Annotated in this window: 27 protein-coding genes and 1 tRNA gene; 16 read left to right on the forward strand and 12 right to left on the reverse strand. The window is 62.7% G+C overall.

Translation table 11 applies throughout. The features are described from left to right. Window positions 1-101: 101 nt before the first annotated feature. Window positions 102-1610, forward strand: coding sequence for a malate dehydrogenase (quinone) (gene mqo / locus ACI2KG_RS25095; RefSeq protein WP_201207384.1), 1509 nt, complete (start codon window positions 102-104; stop codon window positions 1608-1610). 334 nt (window positions 1611-1944) lie between these two features. Here the strand turns inward: mqo and ACI2KG_RS25100 are convergent, their stop codons facing one another. From ACI2KG_RS25100 to ACI2KG_RS25115, 4 genes are all read right to left on the reverse strand, one after another. Further along, window positions 1945-2235: a PA4642 family protein gene (locus ACI2KG_RS25100; protein WP_201207385.1), complete on the reverse strand. Its 291-nt coding sequence runs from the start codon at window positions 2233-2235 to the stop codon at window positions 1945-1947. Between the two features lie 68 nt (window positions 2236-2303). After that, window positions 2304-2774, reverse strand: coding sequence for a hypothetical protein (locus ACI2KG_RS25105; protein WP_400619089.1), 471 nt, complete (start codon window positions 2772-2774; stop codon window positions 2304-2306). Between the two features lie 142 nt (window positions 2775-2916). Further along, window positions 2917-3390, reverse strand: a complete 474-nt coding sequence (locus tag ACI2KG_RS25110; RefSeq protein ID WP_404663697.1) for a WbuC family cupin fold metalloprotein — start codon at window positions 3388-3390, stop codon at window positions 2917-2919. 2 nt (window positions 3391-3392) lie between these two features. Next, a complete protein-coding gene (locus ACI2KG_RS25115; RefSeq protein WP_404663698.1) occupies window positions 3393-3950 on the reverse strand; it encodes a hypoxanthine-guanine phosphoribosyltransferase in 558 nt (185 codons plus the stop codon). 162 nt (window positions 3951-4112) lie between these two features. Between ACI2KG_RS25115 and upp the strand changes: the two genes are divergently transcribed. Both upp and ACI2KG_RS25125 read left to right on the forward strand, forming a co-directional pair. After that, window positions 4113-4751, forward strand: a complete 639-nt coding sequence (gene upp, locus ACI2KG_RS25120; protein ID WP_201207388.1) for a uracil phosphoribosyltransferase — start codon at window positions 4113-4115, stop codon at window positions 4749-4751. Between the two features lie 2 nt (window positions 4752-4753). Further along, window positions 4754-6028: a uracil-xanthine permease family protein gene (locus ACI2KG_RS25125; protein WP_400619099.1), complete on the forward strand. Its 1275-nt coding sequence runs from the start codon at window positions 4754-4756 to the stop codon at window positions 6026-6028. Window positions 6029-6143: 115 nt separating this feature from the next. Here ACI2KG_RS25125 and hemH read toward each other — a convergent pair whose 3' ends face one another. Both hemH and ACI2KG_RS25135 read right to left on the reverse strand, forming a co-directional pair. Further along, on the reverse strand, window positions 6144-7157 hold the full coding sequence (hemH, locus tag ACI2KG_RS25130; protein WP_404663699.1) for a ferrochelatase: 1014 nt from the start codon (window positions 7155-7157) through the stop codon (window positions 6144-6146). Window positions 7158-7170: 13 nt separating this feature from the next. Then, on the reverse strand, window positions 7171-8076 hold the full coding sequence (locus ACI2KG_RS25135) for a TIGR01777 family oxidoreductase (protein ID WP_404663700.1): 906 nt from the start codon (window positions 8074-8076) through the stop codon (window positions 7171-7173). 188 nt (window positions 8077-8264) lie between these two features. On the opposite strand from ACI2KG_RS25135, the gene ACI2KG_RS25140 reads away from it, so the two are divergent. The 5 genes from ACI2KG_RS25140 (at window position 8265) to ACI2KG_RS25160 (ending at window position 13340) form a co-directional block, all read left to right on the forward strand. Further along, window positions 8265-9251: an NAD(P)/FAD-dependent oxidoreductase gene (locus ACI2KG_RS25140; protein ID WP_400619107.1), complete on the forward strand. Its 987-nt coding sequence runs from the start codon at window positions 8265-8267 to the stop codon at window positions 9249-9251. Window positions 9252-9350: 99 nt separating this feature from the next. Further along, window positions 9351-10319 (forward strand): YbgA family protein, encoded by a 969-nt coding sequence (locus tag ACI2KG_RS25145; protein ID WP_404663701.1) that lies wholly within the window; start codon window positions 9351-9353, stop codon window positions 10317-10319. Further along, window positions 10309-11208: a MerR family transcriptional regulator gene (locus ACI2KG_RS25150; RefSeq protein ID WP_404663702.1), complete on the forward strand. Its 900-nt coding sequence runs from the start codon at window positions 10309-10311 to the stop codon at window positions 11206-11208. The genes ACI2KG_RS25145 and ACI2KG_RS25150 overlap by 11 nt, the downstream gene beginning before the upstream one ends. Beyond that, complete coding sequence (phrB, locus tag ACI2KG_RS25155; protein WP_404663703.1) at window positions 11199-12623, forward strand: deoxyribodipyrimidine photo-lyase; 1425 nt, start codon at window positions 11199-11201, stop codon at window positions 12621-12623. Before ACI2KG_RS25150 ends, phrB begins: the two co-directional genes overlap by 10 nt. A gap of 15 nt (window positions 12624-12638) precedes the next feature. Beyond that, complete coding sequence (locus tag ACI2KG_RS25160) at window positions 12639-13340, forward strand: SDR family NAD(P)-dependent oxidoreductase (protein WP_404663704.1); 702 nt, start codon at window positions 12639-12641, stop codon at window positions 13338-13340. Window positions 13341-13500: 160 nt separating this feature from the next. Here ACI2KG_RS25160 and ACI2KG_RS25165 read toward each other — a convergent pair whose 3' ends face one another. The 6 genes from ACI2KG_RS25165 to hemA all read right to left on the reverse strand — a co-directional run bounded on the left by ACI2KG_RS25165 (window position 13501) and on the right by hemA (window position 18850). Further along, entirely contained in the window at window positions 13501-14019 is a 519-nt protein-coding gene (locus tag ACI2KG_RS25165; RefSeq protein ID WP_400619120.1) for an acyloxyacyl hydrolase, read from the reverse strand. A gap of 105 nt (window positions 14020-14124) precedes the next feature. Further along, complete coding sequence (gene murI, locus ACI2KG_RS25170) at window positions 14125-14922, reverse strand: glutamate racemase (protein WP_404663705.1); 798 nt, start codon at window positions 14920-14922, stop codon at window positions 14125-14127. Further along, entirely contained in the window at window positions 14915-15670 is a 756-nt protein-coding gene (locus tag ACI2KG_RS25175; protein WP_404663706.1) for a molybdopterin-synthase adenylyltransferase MoeB, read from the reverse strand. Before ACI2KG_RS25175 ends, murI begins: the two co-directional genes overlap by 8 nt. Beyond that, window positions 15664-16494, reverse strand: a complete 831-nt coding sequence (gene prmC / locus ACI2KG_RS25180) for a peptide chain release factor N(5)-glutamine methyltransferase (protein WP_404663707.1) — start codon at window positions 16492-16494, stop codon at window positions 15664-15666. The genes ACI2KG_RS25175 and prmC overlap by 7 nt, the downstream gene beginning before the upstream one ends. Continuing rightward, window positions 16494-17576: a peptide chain release factor 1 gene (gene prfA / locus ACI2KG_RS25185; RefSeq protein ID WP_404663708.1), complete on the reverse strand. Its 1083-nt coding sequence runs from the start codon at window positions 17574-17576 to the stop codon at window positions 16494-16496. Before prfA ends, prmC begins: the two co-directional genes overlap by 1 nt. Then, entirely contained in the window at window positions 17573-18850 is a 1278-nt protein-coding gene (gene hemA / locus ACI2KG_RS25190) for a glutamyl-tRNA reductase (RefSeq protein ID WP_012270484.1), read from the reverse strand. The genes prfA and hemA overlap by 4 nt, the downstream gene beginning before the upstream one ends. Before the next feature lie 538 nt (window positions 18851-19388). Between hemA and ACI2KG_RS25195 the strand changes: the two genes are divergently transcribed. The 8 genes from ACI2KG_RS25195 (at window position 19389) to ychF (ending at window position 26192) form a co-directional block, all read left to right on the forward strand. Next, window positions 19389-21110: a tetratricopeptide repeat protein gene (locus ACI2KG_RS25195; RefSeq protein ID WP_404663709.1), complete on the forward strand. Its 1722-nt coding sequence runs from the start codon at window positions 19389-19391 to the stop codon at window positions 21108-21110. A gap of 4 nt (window positions 21111-21114) precedes the next feature. Continuing rightward, a complete protein-coding gene (lolB, locus tag ACI2KG_RS25200) occupies window positions 21115-21732 on the forward strand; it encodes a lipoprotein insertase outer membrane protein LolB (protein ID WP_404663710.1) in 618 nt (205 codons plus the stop codon). A gap of 4 nt (window positions 21733-21736) precedes the next feature. After that, window positions 21737-22597, forward strand: a complete 861-nt coding sequence (gene ispE / locus ACI2KG_RS25205; RefSeq protein WP_404663711.1) for a 4-(cytidine 5'-diphospho)-2-C-methyl-D-erythritol kinase — start codon at window positions 21737-21739, stop codon at window positions 22595-22597. Window positions 22598-22618: 21 nt separating this feature from the next. Continuing rightward, a tRNA-Gln gene (locus tag ACI2KG_RS25210) sits at window positions 22619-22693 on the forward strand. A gap of 48 nt (window positions 22694-22741) precedes the next feature. Continuing rightward, window positions 22742-23683, forward strand: a complete 942-nt coding sequence (locus ACI2KG_RS25215; protein ID WP_003247410.1) for a ribose-phosphate pyrophosphokinase — start codon at window positions 22742-22744, stop codon at window positions 23681-23683. Between the two features lie 120 nt (window positions 23684-23803). Continuing rightward, entirely contained in the window at window positions 23804-24403 is a 600-nt protein-coding gene (locus ACI2KG_RS25220; RefSeq protein WP_404663712.1) for a 50S ribosomal protein L25/general stress protein Ctc, read from the forward strand. A gap of 79 nt (window positions 24404-24482) precedes the next feature. Further along, the gene (pth, locus tag ACI2KG_RS25225; protein WP_009686183.1) at window positions 24483-25067 is read left to right on the forward strand and encodes an aminoacyl-tRNA hydrolase; all 585 of its coding nucleotides are present in this window, start codon (window positions 24483-24485) and stop codon (window positions 25065-25067) included. 24 nt (window positions 25068-25091) lie between these two features. Next, the gene (gene ychF / locus ACI2KG_RS25230) at window positions 25092-26192 is read left to right on the forward strand and encodes a redox-regulated ATPase YchF (RefSeq protein WP_095115861.1); all 1101 of its coding nucleotides are present in this window, start codon (window positions 25092-25094) and stop codon (window positions 26190-26192) included. Window positions 26193-26227 lie beyond the last annotated feature (35 nt).

The following is a 26227-nucleotide window of genomic DNA, read 5'->3' on the forward strand; positions in this document are numbered from 1 at the left end:
GCGGAAGTTGCAAGAACTGCGAAAAGTCGGACATGGCGACCCTGGCGAACCCAGGTCCTATGCTGTCAATTAGGTAGCTGTAGATTGTGGAGACGCGTTAAATGGCGCAGAACGAATCGGTTGATGTAGTACTGGTAGGCGCGGGCATCATGAGTGCCACCCTGGCCGTACTGCTCAAGGAGCTTGACCCGACCCTGAAGCTTGAGGTCGTCGAGGCGATGGACTCCGGAGCCGCGGAAAGCTCCAACCCTTGGAACAACGCAGGTACCGGCCACGCCGGCCTGTGCGAGCTGAACTACACGCCGCAGGCCGCCGATGGCAGCATCGACATCAAGAAGGCCGTGCACATCAACACCCAGTTCGAGGTTTCGCGCCAGTTCTGGGCCTACCTGAGCAAGAAGGGCAATTTCGGCTCGGCGCGTGCGTTCATCAACCCTGTCCCGCACCTGAGCTACGTCGAAGGTGACAAGGGTGTTTCCTTCCTCAAGAAGCGCTTCGAGCTGCTCAAGCAGCACCACGCCTTCGCCGACATGGAATACACCGAAGACAAGGCGGTGATGAACGACTGGATGCCGCTGATGATGCCTGGCCGTCCGGCTGACCAGCACATTGCCGCCACCCGCGTGGCCAAGGGCACCGACGTCAACTTCGGCGCCCTGACCAACAAACTGCTGAAGCTGCTGGGCGACTCGCCGGACGCGCAGGTCAAGTACAGCAAGAAGGTCGTCGGCCTGCGCCGTAACGGCAGCGGCTGGACCGTGAGTATCAAGGACGTCAACAGCGGCGGTAGCCGTGAAGTCGACGCTCGCTTCGTATTCCTCGGCGCTGGTGGCGCGGCCCTGCCGCTGCTGCAATTGTCCGGCATCCCGGAAAGCAAGGGCTTCGGCGGCTTCCCGGTCAGCGGCCAGTGGCTGCGTTGTGACAACCCGGAAATCGTCAAGCAGCACCAAGCCAAGGTCTACAGCCAAGCCGCAGTGGGTGCCCCACCGATGTCGGTGCCGCACCTGGACACCCGCGTCGTGGACGGCAAGACCTCGCTGCTGTTCGGCCCGTATGCCGGCTTCACCACCAAGTTCCTCAAACACGGTTCGCTGATGGACCTGCCACTGTCGGTGCGCATGGGCAACATCGGCCCGATGCTGGCCGTGGCCCGCGACAACATGGACCTGACCAAGTACCTGGTCAGCGAAGTGATGCAGTCGATGGAGCAACGGCTGGAAGCGCTGCGGCGCTTCTACCCACAGGCCAAGGCCGAAGACTGGCGCCTGGAAGTGGCCGGTCAACGCGTGCAGATCATCAAGAAAGACCCGAAGAAAGGCGGCGTGCTGCAGTTCGGTACCGAGCTGGTCTCGGCCCAGGACGGCAGCCTGGCTGCGCTGCTCGGCGCTTCACCGGGTGCTTCGGTGACCGTGTCGATCATGCTGGAACTGATCGAGCGCTGCTTCCCTGAGCAGGCCAAGGGAGCCTGGGCTGCCAAGCTCAAGGAAATCTTCCCGGCACGCGAGAAGACCCTGGCGACCGATGCGGCCCTGTACCACAAGATCAGTGCCGACAACGACGTGGCGCTGGACCTGGCAGAAAGCAGCCCGGCGGCCAAGCATTACGCCTGAACTGGCCAGTAATGAAAAAACGCCCCTCGGGGTAATGCCGGTCAGTTAAGCAATTTGGGGCCGCGTTGCGGCCCATCGCCGGCAAGCCAGGCTCCCACAGATATGGCGCATGGCTTGAATCCGATGCGGTCGGTGTGGGAGCTGGCTTGCCGGCGATGGGCTGCACAGCAGCCCCGGCAGTCTTAACTGACTGGCATTACCCCTCGGGGCGTTTTTTATGCCTGGATCTTTGTCAGCCTGTGCCGGCCCCTTCGCGGGTAAACACGCTCCTACAGGGAATGCGTCCGTTGTAGGAGCGGCTTTAGCCGCGAAGAGGCCGGAACAGGCTAACAAATCAGCCACGGGCGTTAGCAATGATCTCGACATACTCAGGCGCATTACGCTGGTCAGCAATCTGCTCGACAAAGGTCTTGCCGTGCTCGTCCTTGCCATCCAGGTCCAGGCCCGCTTCGACGAAGAAGCCGACAAAGCGCTCGAAGTCGTCGACGCGCAGGCCGCGGTAGGCTTTGACCAGCTTGTGCAACGACGGCGAAGTCACGCCATCGGCCGGCTCGAACTGAAGGAACGACTTGATGTAGTCGTCGCTGATTTCGTCACCGATTACCTGTTTCTTGTCTTTACGCATTGCCGACTCCAACTGGACCATCACGGAATTTCGAAGGCCGGCAGTTTACCCCCCGCAGGCCGCGCGCCTCAACGCGTACGTACGGTGCCGGTGTGCAGGTCGGCCCAGATGTGGCCGTTGCTGTAGGTAAGAAACTGTACATACAGGGTTTCGTTACGCAGCAGGTCCATGATCACCCGGTAATCGCTGAGCGGGTAATTCAGGCTCAGGGTACGGGCCTTCTCGTCGTATACGGGCTTCTTCAGGCTCTTGGCGGCTTCGCCGTCAAAGGTCAGCAGCACCTGCGCAATGGTCGCGCCCTTGCTCAGCGGTTTGCCTTTGAGCCGCACCTGCAGCGACGACGTGATCGGGATCGGTTGCTGGTCGGACTGACGCTGGGCGCCAACAACCACCGAATAGTCGGTCACTTGCAGCAGTTGCTGGCTGGTCGGCGCTTCCTGGCGCAGCGATTGATCGTCGGGCGGCAGAAACTGGCTATGCAGCGGGGCGGCGGCGAGTGGCAGGCTGACGGCCAGCAGGAGGGGAAGAATCGCACGCATGTGAGGCTCCTTGTATGAAGGGGCACTCTAGCACGCTGTATCTGGGCTGTACCGGCCTCATCGCAGGCAAGCCAGCTCCCACAGGTTCGGCGCTATTCTTGTGGGAGCTGGCTTGCCGGCGATGGGGCCAGTACAGGCAAGATCAATCGAACTGCGCGAGCATCCAGGCCTGATATTCGGCCACGCCGGCTTCGCCTTCACGCGGCGCCCAGTGTGCATGTTCGCCCTCGCCCACTGGCCGGTACGGGCCGGCCTTGCACTCGAACAAGATGCTGTTCGGCTCCAGCACCACCAGGCCATGGTAGGTGCCCGGCGCCAAGTCGACCCCCAAACATTCACCACCGGCCTGCAGCACCCGCTTGTCGGTCACCGCGCCCTGTTCATCGAAGATCAGCAGGCCAAGGCGGCCCTTGAGTACGATCAGTGCTTCGGCCTTGTCATCGTTCAGGTGGCGGTGCGGCGGGATGTAGGTGCTCGGCTGCAGCCCGACCGCCATGCGGTGGCAGGGCTCTTCCATTTCATGGAAATTGTGGTGCTGCCGCCCACGCGGGTTGGCAGCAGCCTTTTCGGCCAGCCCGGCGAACAGCGATTGGTCGATGAACGCAGGCTGGCGCATGGTCACAACCCCTTGACGGCAAAGATGCCGTTGGCGTTGCGCCAGTAGCCTTTGTAGTCCATGCCGTAACCGAAGATGTAGCGGTCGACGCAAGGCAGGCCTGCGTAGTTGGCCTTGAGGTCCGGGCTGGCCTTGCGGTCATGGTCCTTGTCGATCAGTACGGCAGTGTGCACCGAGCGCGCGCCGGCATGCTTGCAGAACTCGATGATGGCGCTGAGGGTGTGGCCTTCGTCAAGGATGTCGTCGACGATCAGCACGTCACGGTCGATGAACGACACTTCCGGCTTGGCCTTCCAGAACAGCTCACCGCCACTGGTCTGGTTGCGGTAGCGGGTAGCATGCAGGTAGGACGCTTCCAGCGGGAACTGCAGGTGGGTCAGCAGTTTGCCGGCAAAGATCAGGCCGCCGTTCATCACGCAGAACACCACCGGGTTCTTGTCGTGCAGGTCTTTGCAGATCTGCTCGCCGACGTTGGCGATGGCCGCTTCGACTTCGGCTTCGGTGTACAGGCAGTCAGCTTCACGCATGACTTGACGGATATGCTCGAGATCGGCGGACATGGCGCTCTCCGGGGGGTGCATTTTGGAAAAGCGGGCAAAGGTACGCATCCGCTCGTCACAGATCAAGCATTTATGGACTAACGTCCAGAATGACCAGACGACAGCACAGGCTGAATAGATTAATCTAGCGCGGTTTTTTTGCCCGCCTTTCGGAGCCCCCCTATGCCCACTCGTGAGATCCGCCATCCGCTGATCCGCCACAAGCTCGGCCTGATGCGCCGTGCCGATATCAGCACCAAGAATTTTCGCGAACTCGCCCAGGAAGTCGGCGCGCTCCTGACGTATGAAGCCACCCAGGACCTGCCACTCGAAACCTACGAGATCGACGGCTGGTGTGGCAAGGTCTCGGTGGAAAAGATCGCCGGCAAGAAGATCACTGTAGTACCCATCCTGCGTGCCGGCATCGGCATGCTCGACGGCGTGCTCAGCTTGATCCCGGGTGCCAAGGTCAGCGCCGTCGGCGTTGCCCGCAACGAAGAAACCCTCGAAGCCCACACCTACCTGGAAAAGCTCGCGCCGGACATCAACCAGCGCCTGGCCCTGATCATCGACCCGATGCTGGCCACTGGCGCCTCGATGGTCGCCACCATCGACCTGTTGAAAAAGGCCGGCTGCAAAGAGATCCGCGCCATGGTCCTGGTCGCCGCGCCAGAAGGCATCGCCGCGGTGGAAACAGCCCACCCGGACGTGCAGATCTACACCGCCTCGGTCGACCAGCGCCTGAACGAACACGGCTATATCGTGCCGGGCCTGGGCGATGCCGGTGACAAGATCTTCGGCACCAAGCAAAAGGACGCCTGACCATGCAGGACGGCTTCAACGACCCGCTCTGGCGCCAGGTCGTTTCGGGCGCGCAGATGCTCTTCGTGGCATTCGGCGCGCTGGTGCTGATGCCCCTGATCACCGGCCTCGACCCGAACGTCGCGCTGTTCACCGCCGGCATCGGCACCTTGCTGTTCCAGCTGGTCACCGGCCGTCAGGTACCGGTGTTCCTGGCATCGAGCTTTGCCTTCATCACCCCGATCATTCTCGCCAAGGGCCAGTTCGGCCTGGCCGAGACCATGGGCGGCGTGATGGCCGCAGGCTTCGTGTACACCTTCATGGGCCTGATGGTGAAAATCAAGGGCACCGGCTTCATCGACCGCATGCTGCCGCCGGTGGTCATCGGCCCGGTGATCATCTCCATCGGCCTGGCAATGGCACCGATCGCCGCCAACATGGCGATGGGCAAGGGGGGTGACGGCGCTGCGCTGATGCCCTACAAGACCGCCATGCTGATTTCCATGCCGGCGCTGCTGACGACGTTGATCGTCGCCGTGTTCGGCAAAGGCATCTTCCGCCTGGTACCGATCATCTCTGGGGTGTTGGTGGGCTTTGCCCTGTCATTCGCCTTTGGCGTGGTCGACACCGCGAAGATTGCTGCAGCACCGTGGCTGGAGATCCCCAATTTCACCGCGCCAGCGTTCAACTGGCAGGCCATCCTGTTCATCGTCCCGGTAGCCCTGGCACCGGCGATCGAGCACATCGGCGGGGTGATTGCGGTTGGCAGCGTCACGGGCCGTGACTACCTGAAAAAGCCCGGCCTGCACCGCACCCTGCTGGGTGACGGCCTGGCCACCACCGCAGCCGGCCTGTTCGGTGGCCCGCCCAACACCACCTACGCCGAAGTGACCGGTGCGGTGATGCTGACCAAGAACTACAACCCGAAGATCATGACCTGGGCCGCCGTGTTCGCCATCACCCTGGCGTTCATCGGCAAGTTCGGCGCGCTGCTGCAGAGCATTCCGGTACCGGTGATGGGCGGCATCCTGTGCCTGCTGTTCGGCTCCATTGCCGCGGTAGGCATGAACACCATGATCCGCCACAAGATCGACCTCGCCGAGGCACGCAACCTGGTGATCGTTTCGGTGACCTTGGTGTTCGGTATCGGTGGTGTGCTGATCGGCAGCGGTGATGGCCCGGATGACTGGGGCCTGAAGGGTATTGCCCTGTGCGCCATCGTCGCGATTGCGCTGAACCTGATCTTGCCGGGCAATGATGGCTGGAAGCACAAGCAGCAGGATGATCTGCTGCCTTGATATCCTGGGGCTGCTTCGCAGCCCATCGCGACACAAGGCCGCTCCTACAAATGATCGCGGTCTCCTGTAGGAGCGGCCTTGCGTCGCGATTGGGCCGCAAAGCGGCCCCGGCCATTCAGGCCTTTTCGCACATATCAGCCAACACCCTCACCCACTCAGGGTGATCATTCAGGCACGGCACCAGCACCAGCTCCCGCCCGCCGGCTTCGACAAACTGCTCGCTGCCGCGCATGCCGATCTCTTCCAGGGTCTCGATGCAATCGGCAACAAATGCCGGGCACATCACCAGCAGCTTCTTCACCCCCGCCTTGGCCAGCTCGTCCAGCCGCGTTTCAGTGTAGGGTTCGATCCACTTGTCACGCCCAAGCCGCGACTGGAACGATACCGACCACTTGCCGTCCGGTATGCCCATTTGTTGCGCGAACGCTTTGGCCGTGGCTAGGCACTGCCCGCGATAACACACCGCCCGCACCTCGGCACTGGCGTCCTTGCAACAGTCCGCTGCGCGCAGGTCATGCTTGCCGGTCGGGTACAGTTTCTTCAGGTGCCGTTCCGGCAACCCATGGAAGCTCAGCAGCAGGTGGTCGTAGTCCTGCTCAAGGTAAGGCCTGGCGCTGGCCACCAAGGCTTCGATGTAATCCGGATGTTCATAGAACGGTTGCAGAACGCGCATCTGCAACGGCAGCTGGCGCTGGCTGATGGTCTGTTTTGCCAGCTCCACTACAGTGGTCACCGTGCTGTCGGCGAACTGTGGATAAAGCGGCGCCAGGGTCACCTTGCGCACGCCTTGCGCTGCCAGGCGCTCCAGCACCTCGGGCAAGGCTGGCTGGCCATAACGCATGGCAATCTCCACCGGGCCATGTGGCCAGTGCCCGACCATCGCGGCCTGCAGCCGACGGGTCAGCACCACCAGTGGCGAGCCCTCCTCCCACCAGATCGAATCATAGGCATGTGCCGACTGTTCCGGGCGCTTGATCAAGATCAGCGACACCAGCAGGCGCCGTACCGGCCACGGCAGGTCGACCACGTAGGGGTCCATGAGGAACTGGTTGAGGTAGCGGCGTACATCGGCCACCGAAGCGGAAGCCGGGGAACCCAGGTTGACCAGCAGCAGGGCGTGATCGGTCATGCAGCGTCCTATGTCAGAGGCGGTTGGACAAATCGTCCAGAGCCGATTGCAGATCGTTGAAGCGGAACGTGAAGCCTGCCGCCAGCAAGCGTACCGGGCGCGCCCGCTGGCCGCCCAGCAACAAGGTCGACAGCTCGCCCAGGCCAGCCTTGAGCAACAGTGCCGGTACCGGCAGCAGCGCCGGCCGATGCAGGGCGCGGCCCAGGCACCGGGCAAACTCGCGGTTGCGCACGGGCTCGGGCGCGCAGGCATTATAAGGACCGCTGGCATCCTTGTGCTGCAAGAGAAAATCAATCAGGGCGATCTGGTCGTCTATATGGACCCACGGCATCCACTGCCGACCATTGCCCAACGGCCCGCCCAGCCCCAGTTTGAAGGGCACACGCAAGCGCGACAAAAAGCCGCCATCGCTGGCCAGCACCAACCCGGTACGCACCAGCACCACGCGGATGCCCTGGGCCTGGGAGCGCTGTGCCGTTTCTTCCCAGGCAATGCACAGCTGGCTGGCGAAATCCTCACGCACGGGCGCTGCGGCCTCGGTCAGCTCACGCTCGCCACCATCACCGTACCAGCCCACTGCCGAGCCGGATATCAACACTTCCGGGCGCTGCTCACGGGTACCCAGCCAGGCCAGCAACTGCTCAGTAAGCGTGATACGGCTGGCCCACAGCAGGTTGCGCCGGGCTGCCGTCCAGGGCCGCTCGGCAATCGGAGCGCCCGCCAGGTTAACGACCGCATCGAGGTGATCGTCAGCGTCCAGTTGCTCCAGGCGGGCGATGCCACGTACGCCCGCACCGCACATTTTCGGCACCTGCTCAGGTCGCCGGCTCCACACCGTCAGCCGATGGCCCTGGCCGAGCCAGTACCGGCACAGGTGCTTGCCAATCAACCCGGTGCCGCCTGTCAGCAATATATGCATAGGTGTGTCCTCGCAGAATGCGGCGGTGGTCTATTTTTAACAACAAGGCACTTTCTTGACCCGACGCTCTCGGATAAACAATAGGCCAACCTACCCGTTAACAGGGAATAACCTTATACAAAATTTGTGCATTGTACAGGTTTGCCTGACAGCGTAGTCTGCTCACAGCAAGGTTTGAAGAGGCCATCATGACAGTACCTATTGCCATCATCGGGGCCGGTATCGCCGGCTTGTCAGCCGCCCAGGCCTTGCAGAAGGCCGGGCAATCCGTGCATTTGTTCGACAAAGGCCACGGCAGTGGCGGGCGCATGGCCAGCAAGCGCAGCGAGGCCGGTGCGCTCGACCTCGGCGCCCAGTACTTCACCGCCCGTGACCGGCGCTTTGTCGAACAAGTGCAGCAATGGGTCACTGCCGGCTGGGCCGAACAGTGGAAACCACAGCTTTACAACTACCACGGCGGCACCCTCAGCCCCTCCCCCGACGAGCAGACACGCTGGGTCGGTGTACCCCGCATGAGCGCCATCACCCGCGGCCTGCTCAAGGACGTGACCGTCAACTTCGGCTGCCGCATCGCCGAGGTGTTCCGCGGCAAGCAGTACTGGCACCTACAGGACACCGATGGCTGCAGCCACGGCCCCTACAGCCGCGTAGTAATTGCCGTACCGGCCCCCCAGGCCACGCCTTTGCTGGCCGCCACCCCGAAACTGGCGGCGGTGGCTGCCGGTGTGCAAATGGAGCCTACCTGGGCCGTTGCCCTGGCATTCCAGGCGGCACTGGACACGCCGATGCAAGGCTGCTTCGTACAGGACAACCCGCTGGACTGGTTGGCCCGCAACCGCAGCAAGCCCGGCCGTGACGAGCAACTCGACACTTGGGTGCTGCACGCTACGTCGGACTGGAGCCGGCAGCACATCGACCTGCCCAAGGAAGAAGTGATTGAGCAGCTGTGGGGCGAGTTTGCCGAACTTGTTGGCTGCGTGGTACCGGCCCCTACCTTTGCCTTGGCCCATCGCTGGCTGTACGCCCGCCCCAGCGCCGTCCATGAATGGGGTGCGCTGGCCGATGCCGACCAAGGCCTGTACGCCTGCGGGGACTGGTGCCTGTCCGGGCGTGTCGAAGGTGCCTGGCTAAGCGGTCAGGAAGCGGCACGGCGGCTGCTCGAACACCTGGAGTGATGTAGCGCTATACAAAAAAAGGGGTTTGCATAACGTCAGCGCTGTGCTGGAATAAACCTGTACAAGATTTTAGTCACGTACAGGTTTCCGGAGGCAGCCATGCACGACCCGTCCGCTCACATCAAGCCGCGTATCGCCATCAGCGCCTGCCTGACCGGGCATAGCGTGCGCTACAACGGCGGCCACAAAGCCTCCGACCTGTGCCGTATGCAGCTGGAAGAACACTTCGAATGGTTACCGGTGTGCCCGGAAGTGGCCATCGGCCTGGGCGTGCCACGCGACCCGATCCGCCTGGTCGGCAACCCTGAACAACCGCAAGTGGTCGGCACCCGCAAACCGGATACGGACCTGACCGACCCGCTACGCACCTATGGCGAGCAGATGGCCAGCCAGCTCGACGACATCTGCGGCTACATCTTCATGCAGAAATCCCCCTCCTGCGGCCTTGAGCGGGTCAAGGTGTACCAGGACAATGGCCACCCTGCCCTGCACGGTGGCCGCGGGGTTTATGCCCAGGCGTTCTGCGCACTGCGCCCGGACCTGCCGGTTGAAGAGGAAGGCCGCCTGCATGATCCCGTGCTGCGCGAGAACTTCATCAGCCGTGTGTATGCCTACGCCGACTGGCAACGCCTGCTGGCCGAAGGCCTCAGCCGTGGTGCCCTGGTGCGTTTCCACTCGCGCTACAAATACTTGTTGATGGCCAACAATCCCCTGGCGTATCGCACCCTCGGGCGCCTGCTTGGCAGCATGGGCAAGGACGCCGACCCGCACACCCTCGGCCCGCATTACTTCAGCCAGTTGATGCAGGCACTGCGCCGTTGTGCCAGCCGCGGCACTCATTGCAACGTGCTGCAGCACCTCAGCGGCTATTTCAAGGATGCCCTCACACCGCAGGACAAGGCCGAGCTGCAAACGATCATCGGCCAGTACCAGCAGGGCGTGGTACCGCTGGTGGTGCCGTTGACCCTGCTCAAGCACCATTTGCGCAAGCACCCCGACCCATACCTGCAGCAGCAGGCCTACCTGCAGCCACACCCTGAAAGCCTGGGCCTGCGCAATGCCGTCTGAAGCGCTGTTGCCCATCGGCGAACTGGCCCGCCGCACCGGCGTGAACCCTGTTACGCTGCGCGCATGGGAGCGCCGCTATGGTTTGCTCAAACCCCAGCGCACCGCAAAGGGGCATCGCCTGTACCCGCAGGAACAGGTCGAACGGGTCGAGGCGATCCTGGCCTGGCTGCAGCGTGGCGCGTCCGTCGGCCAGGTACGCGAGCTGCTCGACAAGCCAGCCAGCACACCGCCCAAAGGCGACTGGCAGACCCGGCAATTGCAGCTGGTCGAAGCCATCGCCAACCTGTCACAGCGCACCCTCGACCAACAGCTCAACCAGGCCATGGCCCTGTACCCCGCCGTCACCCTCTGTGAGCAGTTGCTACTGCCGTTGCTCGACCTGCTCGACCTGCGCTGGCACAACTACTTCAATGCGCGGCTGGAGCAGGTGTTTTTCCACAGTTGGCTGCGCAGCAAGCTCGGCGCCCGCGTGTACCACGACAACCAGTTGCTGCAAGGTCCCCCTGTGTTATTGGCCGAAGACAGCGAGCGCACCTTCAGCCCCGGGCTGTGGTTGTGCGCTTGGTTGTTCACTGGCAATGGCTTCCCGGTGGAGGTGCTCGAGCAACCTGTCAGCGGCCCGCAACTGCTCAGCGCCATCAGTACCTTCAAACCACGCGCCGTACTCCTGCATCTGGGGGCGCGCATCGACGACAAGGCGCTGCTGCGCACCCTGCAGGGCGTACCAGGCCCCAAGCTGCTGGGCGGTAACATGGTTGCCCTGCATGAAGCCAGCCTGAAGCAAGCGCAGCTGCCTGAACTTTTCCTGTTCGATACCCCGCAGGCGGCATTGCGCTTGCTTCAAGCCCATGACCGCCAGCCTGTAGAGATAAATGCCTCATGCACCTGACCTGGCTGCGCAGTGACCTGCGCATCGATGACAACACCGCGCTCAGCGCTGCGGCCGAGCGCGGCCCGACCTTGGCCCTGTGGCTGGTCAGCCCCGGGCAATGGCAGGCCCACGACGATGCCGACTGCAAGGTCGACTTCTGGTTGCGCAACCTGCGCGATCTACGTCAAGCGCTGGAAAAACTGAATATCCCGTTGCTGATCCGCAACGTCGATACCTGGGCCCAGGCACCCCAGGCGGTGCTTGATGTCTGTCGCCAGCATCATGTGCAGAGCGTGCACTGGAACGAGGAGTACGGCATCAACGAACAACAGCGCGACGATGCTACCCGCGCGCTGCTGGAAAAGTCGTCAATCCAGGCCCACAGTCACCTCGACCAGTTGTTCTTCCGCCCGGGCACCATCCTGACCCGCAGTGGCGACTACTTCCAGGTGTTCAGCCAGTTCAAGAAGACCTGCCTGGAACACCTGCACCGCAGCCTGCCTGCGCTGGCCCATCGAGTGAAGCGCCAGGCACCGCTCAAGATCGACAGCGACCCGATCCCCCCCCACATCGAGGGGTTCGAAAAAACCGCGCCTGCCGTGCGCGAGCATTGGCCGGCGGGCGAAGCCGAGGCGCAGAGGCGGCTGTCGCGCTTTCTCGACGAAACCATTGACGACTACCAGCAGTTGCGCGACCTGCCGGCAAAGCCCGGCACCAGCCAGCTTTCCGCCTACCTGGCGGCCGGCGTGATCTCGCCGCGCCAGTGCCTGCATGGCGCCCTGGCCAGCAACCGCGGCGAATTCGACAGCGGCAGCACCGGCGTGCAGACCTGGATCAACGAACTGCTCTGGCGCGAATTCTACAAACACATCCTGCAGGGTTATCCACAGGTCTCGCGCCATCGCGCTTTCCGCGCCCATACCGAGGCGCTGCCCTGGCGTGACGCTCCAGCAGACCTGCAGGCGTGGGAACAGGGCCGTACCGGCTTCCCGATCATCGATGCCGCCATGCGCCAACTGTTGCACACAGGCTGGATGCACAACCGCCTGCGCATGGTCGTGGCCATGTTCCTCAGCAAGAACCTGCTGATCGACTGGCGCAAGGGTGAGCGGCATTTCATGCGCCACCTGATAGACGGCGACCTGGCTGCCAACAACGGCGGCTGGCAGTGGAGCGCGTCTACCGGCACTGACGCAGTGCCCTATTTCCGTATCTTCAACCCGGTATCGCAGTCGCAGCGGTTCGACCCGGAGGGGCGCTTCATTCGCCACTGGGTGCCGGAATTACAGGCGCTTGATGAAAAAACAGTTCACCAACCCGTGAAGTCGAATGACCTTTTTGGTAATAGCTTGTATCCAAGTCCAATGGTCGATCTCAGCAGCAGTCGCCAGCGTGCCCTGGAGGCCTTCAAAGGCTTGCCACGCCGGCAGTAACAGGGGAACAACGTCTTGACTAACTCACGCAGGTTTTGGGTTACAGGCGCAAGCAATGGACTAGGCTTGGCTTTGGTAGAACGGATGCTGGAGCAAGGGCATCGGGTTGCCGTTAGTGGCAAGGATGACCGGGCGCTTGATGGACTGGTAGCGAAGCACCGCAGCCTGTTGTTGCGCTTGCCGTGGCACTTGCATGAAGAACAGCAGGCGGCGAGTGCCGCCCAACAGATCTGTCATGCCTGGTGTGGGCTGGACGGGTTGGTCATCAACGCCGGTACCAGTGACTACCTGGCTGACGATGTGGCCGACAGTGAGCTGATTGAGGCGATCGTCACCAGCAACCAGCTGGCTGCCGAATACTGCCTGACCAGTGCGTTGCCGTTGCTCGCCAAAGGTGATTCGCCGCAGGTGATGGCGGTGTTCAACCGCTATTCGGCGTTGCAGCTGTATGCGCCGACGCAGACGACTGCGGGATGGAACAATATTCCCCAGTGGTTGCGCGAGCAGCGCAACACACTTAAAGCGCATGGGGTTACGTTGACGGTAGTGGGGCCGCAGTCGCTGAAAACACCGGTGACGTCGGCGCCGGCGATACCGGAGGCATGGACACCGGAGAGTGCAGCAGCAGAGTTGCTGCACCGCTGGCCCCTGGGGGAGCCGGAGTTGGTGCTGGAAACCTTGGACCTCAGCAGCCTTTGGCCTTTTCCACCGAGATAACTGACATGTCATGCCCCCCTGTAGGAGCGGCCTTGCGTCGCGATCGGGCCGCAAAGCGGCCCCAGGGTTTCAGCACCAAGGCAAGTATTGCTGGGGCTGCTTTGCAGCCCGATCGCGACTCAAGGCCGCTCCTACAGGGCAATAACCTGATTCTGCTGACTCAGAGCGCCATGCGGTAATGCAGGCTGTAGCTTTCCACGCCATCATTGGGCTGCTTGATACCCGCGTTGGAATAGTGAATCGCCCGCACGCCAATCTCATGCCCGCCGGCAAAGCGCAGACCGAAGCCGATGCGGTCTTCGAACTGGAAGGCCGAGCCCAGGTCGTTGCTTTCCAGCTTGGTGCTGGAGAATGCCGCCACACCAATCCCCGCCTCGATGTAGGGCTTCACTGATTCCCCGGCAAATTCATAGACGAACACGGGTGCGAACGACAGGCTATGGTTGCTCGAGGTCTCGTCGCCATCCCAATAGGTGTAGGCGCCGTCCCAGTAGCCCGTCACGCGCCCGACACTGGTCTGCCACCAGCTCGCGTCCCAGTTCGATTGCAACCCCAGCCGATAGACCATGGTCGAGTCACCGGTCTGGCCTACCGAAAACGAAACATCGGCCGCCTGCGCCGATACCGCTTGCCCCAACCCAAAGACGGCAGCCGCCGCCAAGCCCAGCAGTTTCTTCATGAGAAACATCCTTCTTCCTGATGCTGTTATTAGTGTCCGCCTCATCTCAGGCAAAGCGGTAGAAAGCGGCAGTGGGACGATAGTTCAGCTTTTTTCACGTTTTTTTCACAAAGCAAAGCTTTGCACATCGTCGGACTTATGCCACAGCACAGGCAGGATTTTTCTGAGGGATTGCGGATCGGCGCTGGTCCAGAAGCGGGTGTCCCGCGCCGGGCCGTCGGCCAGCAGGTCACTCGCGCCCAGCAGGCGTTGCAGTTGACGCGCCACGGCAGCACCAGTGTCGATGATGGCGACGTCCGCAGGCACCATGCCGGCCAGCAGCGGGCGCAGGAAGGGGTAATGGGTGCAACCGAGGATCAGTGTGTCACAGCCGGCGGCCAGCAGCGGCTGCACATAGCCCAGCAGCATCTGGCACAGCGCCGGGCTACCCAGGTCACCGGTTTCGATCAGCTCGACCAGCCCCGGGCAAGGCTGGGTGATCACCTGGACGTCACTGGCGAAGCGGTCGAGCAATGCGGCGAACTTGGCGCTCTGCAAGGTGCCGGTGGTCGCCAGCACTCCCACCACGCCGGAACGGGTTGCCGCCGCCGCGGGCTTCACTGCGGGCTCCATCCCCACCAACGGCCAGTTCGGGTACAGTTCACGCAGGTCAGCCGCCGCCGCTACGGTGGCGGTGTTGCAGGCCAATACCAGGGCTTTGGCGCCTTGCTCGTGGAAAAACCCGGCAATGCGTCGGCAGCGCTCACGGATATAGTCTGGCGACTTTTCGCCATAAGGTATGTGGCCGCAATCGCCCACGTACAGCAGCGTCTCGTTGGGCAGCAGGCGCTGGATCTCGGCGAGTACCGACAAGCCGCCGACCCCCGAGTCCATCACGCCGACCGGCGCCGAGCGCTCAGCCATCGCGTTTGCCACAGACCGCGCAAGCCGGGTCGCGTTTGACCCGTAGCTCTCGAATACGGGTGCCAAGGGCGTCGATCAACAGCAGGCGGCCGACCAGCGGCTCACCGAACCCGGCCAGCAGTTTCATCGCTTCCAGCGCCTGCAGGCTGCCTACCAGACCCACCAGCGGGCCGATCACACCGGCCTCGCTGCAGGTCAGCTCGGCCTCGCTGCCATGCCCGTACAGGCAGTGGTAACAAGGGCTGTAGTCGCGGCGCGGGTCGAACACCGACAGTTGCCCTTCCAGGCGGATTGCCGCGCCACTGACCAGTGGTTTGCCGGCCGCGACACAGGCAGCGTTGACCGCCTCGCGGGTGGAGAAATTGTCGGAACAGTCCAGCACCAGGTCGACCGCTGCCACGGCGGCTGCCAGCGAGTCTTCGTCCAGTGCCTGGCGGTGCGCAACCAGGCTGATTTCCGGGTTGATTGCCTCCAGCCGTTGCAGGGCCGAGTCAACCTTGCTCATGCCGACGCTGGCGCTGTCATGGATTACCTGGCGCTGCAGGTTGGTCAGGTCGACGGTGTCAAAGTCGGCCAGGTGCAGCTCGCCGACCCCGGCAGCGGCCAGGTACAGGGCAACCGGCGAGCCCAGCCCACCCAGCCCGACGATCAGCGCCTTGCTGTGCTTGAGCCGCAGCTGGCCATCGATGTCGATCTGGGCCAGCAGCACCTGACGGCTGTAACGCAGCAGTTCCTGATCACTCAGCATGGCAGACGCCCCAGGGTAATACGTTCATGGCCGCCCAGGTCGGTACGGCTGGCGACCTCGACAAAGCCGTGCTCGGCCAGCAGCGCGCGTACCGCTGCGGCTTGATCGTAGCCGTGCTCCAGCAACAGCCAGCCACCCGGCAACAGATGCGCGGGGGCCTGGGCGGCGATCACGCGCAGGTCGTCCAGGCCATCGGCACCGGCCACCAGCGCACTGCTGGGTTCGAAGCGCACATCGCCCGCCGCCAGGTGGGGGTCTGCCGCAGCGATATAGGGCGGGTTGCTGACAATCAGGTCGAAACGTTCAGTGGCCAGGCTGTCGAACCAGTGGCTGACCCGCACCTGGGCGTTGCCCAGGCCCAGGCGCTGACGGTTGCGCTCGGCCAGGGCCGCGGCCTCCTCCACCCGGTCAACCGCTGTTACCTGCCAGGCCGGGCGCTCGCTGGCCAGGGCCAGGGCGATAGCGCCCGTGCCGGTGCCCAGGTCGAGAACCTTGGCTGGCGAGGCAGGTTGCAGTTCAAGGGCTGTTTCGACCAGCAGCTCGGTATCCGGCCGCGGGATCAGCGTATGCGGTGCGACTTCCAGGTCGATCTTCCAGAAACCCTGCTGGCCGAGGATATAAGCCACCGGCTCGCCGCCACGGCGGCGCTGCAAGTAGCCCGCGTAGGTCTGGGCATCTTCGCTACTGACAATACGCTCGGGCCAGGTGTGCAGGTAGCTGCGCGACTTGCCGATGGCCGCGGCCAGCAGCAGTTCGGCGTCCAGGCGCTCGGTGGGCGATTCGGGCAGCTGCGCGTTGCGCAGCAGGCTGGCGATAATGGTCATCAGTCCCCCAGGGCGGCCAGTTGATCGGCCTGGTATTCGGCCAACAGCGGTTCGATGACCGCCTCCACGCCACCACTGAGGACGTCGTCCAGGGAGTACAAGGTCAGGTTGATACGGTGGTCAGTCACCCGGCCCTGTGGATAATTGTAGGTGCGGATGCGCTCAGAGCGGTCGCCGGAGCCCACCAGCAGCTTACGCTCGCTGGCAATGGCGCTCTGCGCAGCGCTGGTCTGCATGTCGTTGAGCTTGGCCGACAGCCAGGACATGGCGCGGGCGCGGTTCTTGTGCTGCGACCGCTCTTCCTGGCACTCCACCACGATGCCGGTGGGCAAGTGGGTAATGCGGATGGCCGAGTCGGTCTTGTTGACGTGCTGGCCCCCGGCACCGGATGCGCGATAAGTGTCGACGCGCAGGTCGGCCGGGTTGATTTCGATGGCGGCCTGTTCGTCCGGCTCGGGCAGTACCGCCACCGTGCAGGCAGACGTGTGGACACGGCCCTGGGATTCGGTCTCGGGCACACGCTGTACGCGGTGCGCGCCGGACTCGAACTTGAGCTTGCCATAGACGTTCTCACCCTCGACGCGGGCGATGATTTCCTTGTAGCCGCCGTGCTCGCCTTCGTTCTCGGACAGGATTTCCAGGCGCCAGCCGCGTTTCTCGGCGTAGCGCGAATACATGCGGAACAGGTCGCCGGAGAAGATCGCAGCCTCGTCACCACCGGTACCGGCGCGGATTTCGAGGAACACGTTGCGGCCGTCGTTGGGGTCTTTGGGCAGCAGCATGCGCTGCAGGTTTGCCTCCAGCGTCAGCAGTTGCTCCTTGGCTTCACGCACTTCTTCCACGGCCATTTCGCGCAGGTCCGGGTCGCTGTCCTTGAGTAGCGCCTGGGCACCTTCAAGGTCGTCCTGGACTTTGCGCCACTCTTTATAAGCAGCGTAGACCGGCTCTACTTCGGCGTATTCGCGGGAATAGGCGCGAAAGCGCGTCTGGTCGGAAATGACCTCGGCATCACCGAGCAGGGCGGTGAGTTCTTCGAAGCGGTCCTGGAGGATTTCCAGTTTGTTCAGCAGCGACGCTTTCATTGCGGGGATTTGTCCGTCGAGCCCTCGTTGAGGGCAAAGAGTTCCTGGGCCATGGCCAGCGCATCGACGCGCCCCTCGGCCGAGAGCTTTTTCAGCTGCACGCTGGGCGCATGCAGAAGTTTGTTGGTGAGCCCCCGGGCCAGTTGGGCCAGTACGTCTTCGGGGTTGCCGCCGTTGGCCAGCAGGCGCTGGGCCTTTTGCAGTTCTTCGTCGCGCAGGCGCTCGCTTTGCTGGCGATAGGCCTTGAGCACGTCCACCGCCGCCAGCTCGCGCAGGCGCAGCATGAAGTCTTCAGCCCCTACTGTCACCAGTTCTTCGGCGGCTTGTGCCGCGCCCTGACGGCTCTTGAGGTTTTCCGCCACCACGTCGTGCAGGTCGTCGACGGTATAGAGGTATACGTCGTCCAGCTCGCCCACTTCGGTTTCGATATCGCGTGGCACAGCGATGTCGACCATGAAGATCGGCTTGTGCCGGCGCTGTTTCAGCGCGCTCTCGACCGCGCCCTTGCCGAGGATAGGTAGCTGGCTGGCGGTGGAGCTGATGACGATATCGCTGTTGGCCAGTTCCTGAGGGATGTCGGCCAGTAGCACGGCATGTGCACCGAACTGCTCGGCGAGGATGCTGGCACGTTCCAGGGTGCGGTTGGCGACGACGATGCGGCGTACGCCCTGCTCATGCAGGTGGCGGGCGACCAGGGTAATGGTTTCGCCGGCACCGATCAGCAGGGCCTGGCTACGGCCCAGGTCGGCGAAGATCTGCTTGGCCAGGCTGACTGCAGCAAACGCCACCGACACCGGGTTTTCGCCGATGGCGGTGTCGGTACGTACCTGCTTGGCGGCGCTGAAGGTAGCCTGGAACAGGCGCCCGAGCAGCGGCCCGACGGTACCGGCCTCGCGGGCGACGGCATAGGCGGACTTCATCTGGCCGAGGATCTGCGGCTCGCCGAGGACCAGCGAGTCGAGGCCGGAGGCGACGCGCATCATGTGCTTCACGGCGTCGTGCTCTTCGTGCACATAGGCACTGGCGCGCAGCTCGTCGAGGCTGAGGCGGTGGTAATCGGCCAGCCATTGCAGCACGGCGTCGGCGGACAGGTGGTCCTGCTCTATATAGAGCTCACTGCGGTTGCACGTCGACAGGATCGCCGCTTCGCGGCTGGACGTCAGTCGGCAGAGCTGCTGCAGGGCGTCTACCAGCTGCTCTGGGGTAAACGCCACGCGCTCGCGTACGTCTACCGAGGCAGTCTTATGGTTGATACCAAGTGCAAGAAAGGCCATGCAAGGTCGCTGGTTGTGACGGGAAGCCGATAATTGTCCTCTTTCGCAGGTTTTAGGACAACCACCGTGTATGCCGATGAAGTTATGGCGCCTGAGAGATCGAGCGCCGCCCGCGCGGCGCTTCGCGGCACAAGGCCGCTCCCACATCTGTTTCGGGCCAATTATTCCTGTGACAGAGGCGCGCGCCCCCTTAGCGCGTGACAGAAGAGCAGGTGTGCAACCCTCGATGACGAAGGGAACAAACAAGGCGGACAAAGGTGAAGCCACAGAAGAGACTGGCCCGAAACAGATGAGGGAGCGGCCTTGTGCCGCGAAGCGCCGCGCGGGCGGCGCTCGATCTCTCAGGCGCCACACCTGCCAAGCCAGGCACTTGGCACACCCACCACACCTACCAAGCCATACCCCCAGCACAACCAACACCTCCGGAACCCTTCCCCCCCGCCAAGGTCGCAGTTAACCAGGCACAGCACAGGTGGGTTTGCCACCGCGCTTGTGTCATCATGCTCCGACCGCCGGTGAGTCCTCCAATAAGCCTTCTATGAACAAACCATACGCATTGCTGCTTGCCTTCGCCCTGCTCCAGGGCTGCCAGAGCCTCGCCCCGCAAAAGGACGAGCTTCCCGTCGCCGAAGCTGGCAAAGGCGAGGCGGAAAAGCCCGTGGTGTATGGCTCGTTCAAGCAGGACACACTTTATAGCCTGCTGGTCGCGGAGCTGGCCGGCCAGCGCAACCGCTTCGACATCGCCCTGGCCAACTACACCGACCAGGCCGCAAAAACCCAGGACCCCGGGGTCTCCGAACGCGCCTACCGCATAGCCGAATACCTCGGCGCCGACGAGCCAGCACTGGATAACGCCCTGGTCTGGGCCCGCAACGACCCACAGAACCTCGACGCCCAGCGCGCCGCTGCCATCCAGCTGGCCCGCGCTGGCCGTTATGATGACGCCATGGCCTACATGGAAAAGGTGCTGCAGGGCCAGGGCGACACCCACTTCGATTTCCTTGCTCTGTCTGCCGCCGAAACCGACCAGAGCACCCGCGACGGCCTGCTGCAAAGCTTCGAGCGCCTGCTGGTGAAATACCCGGATAACGGCCAGCTGGTGTTCGGCAAGGCCCTGCTGCTGAACCAGGACGGCAAGACCGAAGAAGCCCTGGAGCTGCTGGAGTCAAACCCGCCGCAAAACGGCGAAATCGCCCCGATACTGCTGCGCGCCCGCCTGCTGCAGGCCCTTGACCGTGGCCCGGAGGCCCTGCCGCTGCTGCGCAAGGCCATTCGTGACAACCCGGACGACAAGCGCCTGCGCCTGACTTACGCTCGCACCCTGGTCGAACAGGACCGCATCGCCGACGCCAAGGCCGAGTTCTTCAGCCTGGTCCAGCAATACCCCGATGATGACGAGCTGCGCTACTCGCTGGCCTTGGTGTGCCTGGAAAACAAGGACTGGGACGAAGCCGAAGGTTATCTGCAAGAGCTGGTCGAGCGCGACAGCAACGTCGACGCCGCACACCTCAACCTCGGCCGCATACGCGAAGAGCGCCACGACCCTGCAGGCGCTCTGCGTGAATACGCCCTGGTCGGCCCAGGCCCTGACTACCTGGCGGCGCAACTGCGCCAGGCCGACATCCTAATCGCCAACGGCCGCAGCAGCGAGGCCTCGCGGCTGCTCGCCGAAGCCCGCGAAGCACAGCCGGACTACGCCATCCAGCTGTACCTGATCGAATCCGAAAGCTACAGCAACAACAACAAGGATGCCCAGGCCAGCCAGGTGCTGCAGCAAGCCATCCAGCGCTACCCGGACGACCTCAACCTGCTTTACACCCGCGCCATGCTGGCCGAGAAGCGCGACGACCTGGCGCAAATGGAAAAAGACCTGCGTGCCATCATCGCCCGCGAGCCGGAAAACGCCATGGCCCTGAACGCCCTGGGTTACACCCTGGCTGACCGCACCACCCGCTATGCCGAAGCCCAGGCGCTGATCGACAAAGCCCACCAGTTGACCCCGGACGACCCGGCGGTGCTCGACAGCCTGGGCTGGGTCAACTATCGCCAGGGCAACCTCGACGCGGCTGAAACCTACCTGCGCCAGGCCTTTGCCAACTTCCCCGACCACGAAGTGGCTGCCCACCTGGGCGAAGTGCTGTGGGCCAACGGCAAGCGCCGCGAAGCCCGCCAGGCTTGGGCCAAGGGCTTCGAAGCCCAGCCCGACAGCCCCATTCTGCGCAAGACCCTCCTGCGCCTGACCGGATCCGAGACCCTTTAACGCCATGTTCCTGCGCCATTGCATCACCTTCACCCTGATCGCCCTGCTGGCCGGCTGTGCCGGCTTCGGTAGCCGTGAGGCCCTGCAGGGCCAAGGCGACCCGCAGCAGTGGCGCGCCCATAAAGAGCAGTTGAGCAGCCTCGACGGCTGGCAGATCAACGGCAAGGTCGGCATCCGCGCCCCACGCGACTCCGGCAGCGGCACGCTGTTCTGGCTGCAACGCCAGGACTACTACGACATTCGCCTGGCCGGCCCGCTGGGCCGTGGCGCCGCACGCCTGACCGGCCGCCCCGGCGGCGTGGTACTGGAAGTGGCCAACCAGGGCCGCTACGAAGCCACCAGCCCCGAAGCCCTGCTGGAAGAACAACTAGGCTGGAAACTGCCGGTCTCGCACCTGGTCTGGTGGGTGCGCGGCCTGCCCGCCCCTGACAGCAAGAGCAAGCTGACCCTGGACGGCGATAGCCGCCTGGCCAGCCTTGACCAGGACGGCTGGCAGGTGCAGTACCTGAGCTACACCGAGCAGAACGGCTACTGGCTGCCCGAGCGCCTGAAGCTGCACGGCAAGGACCTGGACGTGACCTTGGTGGTCAAGGACTGGCAGCCGCGCCAGCTGGGGCACTAACCCCATGCAAAAGCTCACCCTGCCGGCCCCGGCCAAGCTCAACCTGTGGCTGCACATCATCGGTCGCCGCGCCGACGGCTACCACGAGCTGGAAACCGTGTTCCAGTTTCTCGACCACGCCGACGAGCTGAGTTTCGCCCTGCGTGACGATGGTGTGATCCGCCTGCACACCGAGATCGAGGCCGTACCACACGACAACAACCTGATCGTGCGGGCCGCGCGCAAGCTGCAAGAACAATCCGGCACCACGCTTGGCGCCGACATCTGGCTGACCAAGGTACTGCCCATGGGTGGCGGCATCGGTGGCGGCAGCTCGGATGCCGCGACTACCCTGCTGGCCCTCGCCCACCTGTGGCAGCTGGGCTGGGACGAAGACCGCCTGGCCGCACTGGGCCTGAGCTTGGGCGCCGACGTGCCGGTGTTCGTGCGCGGCCATGCAGCGTTCGCCCAGGGCGTGGGCGAGCAACTGACCCCGGTCGACCCGATCGAGCCCTGGTATGTCGTGCTGGTGCCGCAAGTGTCTGTCAGCACAGTAGAAATTTTTTCGCATCCGCAGTTGACACGTGATTCACTCCCCCTTAAGATGCGCCCCGTTCCCAAGGGAAACAGTCGAAATGACTGCCAACCAGTGGTAGAGCAGAATTACCCTGAAGTTCGCAATGCGTTGAATTCACTGGGAAAATTCACTGAGGCTCGACTAACTGGCACTGGAAGTTGTGTATTTGGGGCCTTCCCAAGCAAAGCCGAAGCTGATAAAGTTCTGGCCCTTCTTTCAGCGACCCAAACAGGGTTTGTGGCGAAAGGAAGCAATATTTCGATGTTGCATCGCAAGCTGCAAAGTCTGGTCAAGAAGTCGAGCGCATAAGCGTTCGCAAGCAACAGATACAGGGGCGTCGCCAAGCGGTAAGGCAGCAGGTTTTGATCCTGCCATGCGTTGGTTCGAATCCAGCCGCCCCTGCCATTTTCCTTATACTCATCCAGGTATACCCTCAGCCTTCAGGTACTGCGCGTGTCCAAGATGATGGTCTTTACGGGGAACGCTAACCCCGATCTGGCTCGGCGTGTCGTACGTCAGCTGCATATCCCTCTCGGTGACGTCTCTGTCGGTAAATTCTCCGACGGTGAGATCAGTACTGAGATCAATGAAAATGTTCGTGGTAAAGACGTTTTCATTATTCAGCCGACCTGTGCCCCGACCAACGATAACCTGATGGAACTGGTAGTGATGGCTGACGCCTTCCGCCGCTCCTCAGCATCCCGAATCACCGCCGTGATTCCTTACTTCGGATATGCCCGCCAGGACCGCCGTCCGCGTTCGGCACGTGTAGCCATCAGTGCCAAAGTGGTTGCTGACATGCTCACTGTCGTAGGTATCGACCGTGTACTCACCGTCGACCTGCACGCTGACCAGATCCAAGGCTTCTTCGATATCCCCGTCGACAACATCTACGGCTCGCCCGTACTGGTTGACGACATCGAAGACCAGCGTTTCGAGAACCTGATGATCGTCTCCCCGGACATCGGTGGTGTTGTGCGTGCACGCGCCGTCGCCAAGTCCCTGGGCGTCGACCTGGGTATCATCGATAAACGCCGCGAAAAGGCTAACCACTCCGAGGTTATGCACATCATCGGCGACGTCGAAGGGCGCACTTGCATCCTGGTAGACGACATGGTCGACACCGCCGGCACCCTGTGCCACGCGGCCAAAGCCCTGAAAGAACATGGCGCTGCCAAGGTTTACGCCTACTGCACGCACCCTGTCCTGTCGGGCCGCGCGATCGAGAACATCGAGAAGTCGGTACTGGACGAGCTGGTGGTGACCAACACCGTTCCGCTGTCCGCCGCTGCTCAAGCCTGTGACCGTATCCGCCAGCTGGATATCGCACCGGTTGTCGCTGAAGCGGTCCGCCGTATCAGCAACGAAGAATCGATCAGCGCGATGTTCCGCTAAGCGGAACACGTGTTGATGTGAAGCGCCCCGCCCCAACCTGTGTTGGGGCGGGGCTTTTTTGCCATCCCCGTCTGGCGCTGGTCGCAAACGCCATTCGGGAGGCTATTTTGGAGAAGTAAAATGACTGATTTCATCCTGAACGCCCAAGCGCGTACTGACCTGGGGAAAGGTGCGAGCCGCCGCCTGCGTCACGCGCTGAGCATCCCTGCCGTAGTTTACGGTGGCGATAAAGAAGCCCAATCCCTGACCATCGTGGCCAAGGAAATCGCCAAACTGTTCGAAAACGAAGCTGCCTTCAGCCACGTTATCGAACTGAACGTCGACGGCGCCAAGCAGAACGTCATCGTCAAGGCCATGCAGCGCCACCCAGCCAAAGGCTTCATCATGCACGCCGACTTCGTTCGCGTCGTTGCTGGCCAGAAGCTGACCGCTGTTGTTCCAGTGCACTTCATCAACGAAGAAGCACCGGTCAAGAAAGGCGGCGAGATCTCGCACGTTGAATCGCAGATCGAAGTTTCCTGCGAAGCCAAAGACCTGCCTGAGTTCATCGAAGTCGACCTGGCCAACGCTGAAATCGGCACCATCATCCACCTGTCGGACCTGAAAGCTCCGAAAGGCGTAGAGTTCGTAGCTCTGGCCCACGGTGATGACAAAGCTGTTGCCAACGTTCACGCTCCGCGCGTTTCCGCCGAAGCTGCTGAAGAAGGCGCTGCCGAGTAATCCACTCGCACGCCGGCGTTGATCGGGTTACAGTGCCGCGCGCACTGTAACCCACCAACTCCAAGGAAGAGCCCCTGACGTGACCGCCATCCAGTTGATCGTTGGCCTGGGTAACCCCGGCCCCGAATACGAACAGACCCGGCATAACGCAGGGGCTCTTTTCGTTGAACGCATTGCCAGCGCCCAGCGTGTTTCGCTGACCGCTGACAAAAAATATTTCGGCCTGACGGCTAAGTTCAGCCATCAGGGCAACGACGTTCGTTTGTTGATCCCCACCACCTACATGAACCGTAGCGGCCAGGCCGTGGCGGCCTTGGCCAATTTCTTCCGCATCAAGCCGGAAGCAATTTTGGTGGCGCACGACGAACTCGACCTGCCTCCGGGCGTTGCCAAGCTCAAGCGCGGCGGCGGCCATGGGGGGCACAACGGCCTGCGCGACATCATTGCGCAGCTCGGCAACCAGAACGACTTCCACCGCCTGCGGCTTGGCATCGGCCACCCGGGTGACGCCAAACTGGTCTCCAACTTCGTCCTGGGTCGCGCACCGCGCGCCGAGCAGGAGAAGCTCGACGCCAGCATCGATTTTGCCCTCGGCGTGCTGCCGGACGTGCTTGCCGGCGACTTCGCCAAGGCGATGCGCGAGCTGCACAGCCAGAAGGCCTGATTTCCTTTAGAGAGGGGAATACCCATGGGTTTCAATTGCGGCATCGTCGGCCTGCCCAACGTCGGCAAGTCCACCCTGTTCAACGCCCTGACCAAGTCTGGCATCGCGGCGGAGAACTTCCCTTTCTGCACCATCGAGCCGAACAGCGGCATCGTGCCAATGCCCGATGCGCGCCTGGCTGCGCTGGCTGAGATCGTCAAGCCTAACCGCATCCTGCCGACCACCATGGAGTTCGTCGACATCGCCGGCCTGGTAGCCGGTGCCTCGAAAGGTGAAGGCTTGGGCAACAAGTTCCTCGCCAACATCCGCGAGACCGACGCCATTGCCCACGTGGTGCGCTGCTTCGAAGACGAGAACGTGATCCACGTTTCCAACAGCGTCGACCCCAAGCGTGACATCGAAATCATCGACCTCGAACTGATCTTCGCCGACCTCGACAGCTGCGAGAAGCAACTGCAGAAGGTTGCCCGCAACGCCAAGGGCGGCGACAAAGAAGCCCTGGCGCAAAAGGCCATCCTGGAAAAACTGATTCCGCACTTCACCGAAGGCAAGCCTGCACGCAGCCTGATGAAGAACATGGCTGACGACGAAAAGGCCGTTATCCGTGGCTTCCACCTGCTGACCAGCAAGCCGGTGATGTACATCGCCAACGTCGCCGAAGACGGCTTCGACAATAACCCGCACCTGGACGTGGTCAAGGCCATCGCCGAGGAAGAAGGCGCGGTGGTGGTGCCGGTATGCAACAAGATCGAAGCGGAAATCGCCGAGCTGGATGATGGCGAAGAGAAAGACATGTTCCTCGAGGCCCTGGGCCTGGAAGAGCCTGGCCTGAACCGCGTGATCCGCGCCGGTTATGAGCTGCTGAACCTGCAGACCTACTTCACTGCCGGCGTGCAGGAAGTACGCGCCTGGACCGTACGCGTCGGGGCCACCGCACCGCAAGCGGCCGGCGTTATCCACACCGACTTCGAAAAAGGCTTCATCCGCGCTGAAGTGGTGGCCTATGACGACTTCATCCAGTTCAAGGGTGAGAGCGGTGCCAAGGAAGCCGGTAAATGGCGCTTGGAAGGCAAGGATTACATCGTTAAAGATGGCGACGTGATGCACTTCCGTTTCAACGTCTAAGCGTTAGCCTGCTGTACCCACAAACCCCTTGAGAC

The sequence above is a fragment of the Pseudomonas sp. NPDC089407 genome, assembly GCF_044900445.1.
GTDB lineage: Bacteria > Pseudomonadota > Gammaproteobacteria > Pseudomonadales > Pseudomonadaceae > Aquipseudomonas.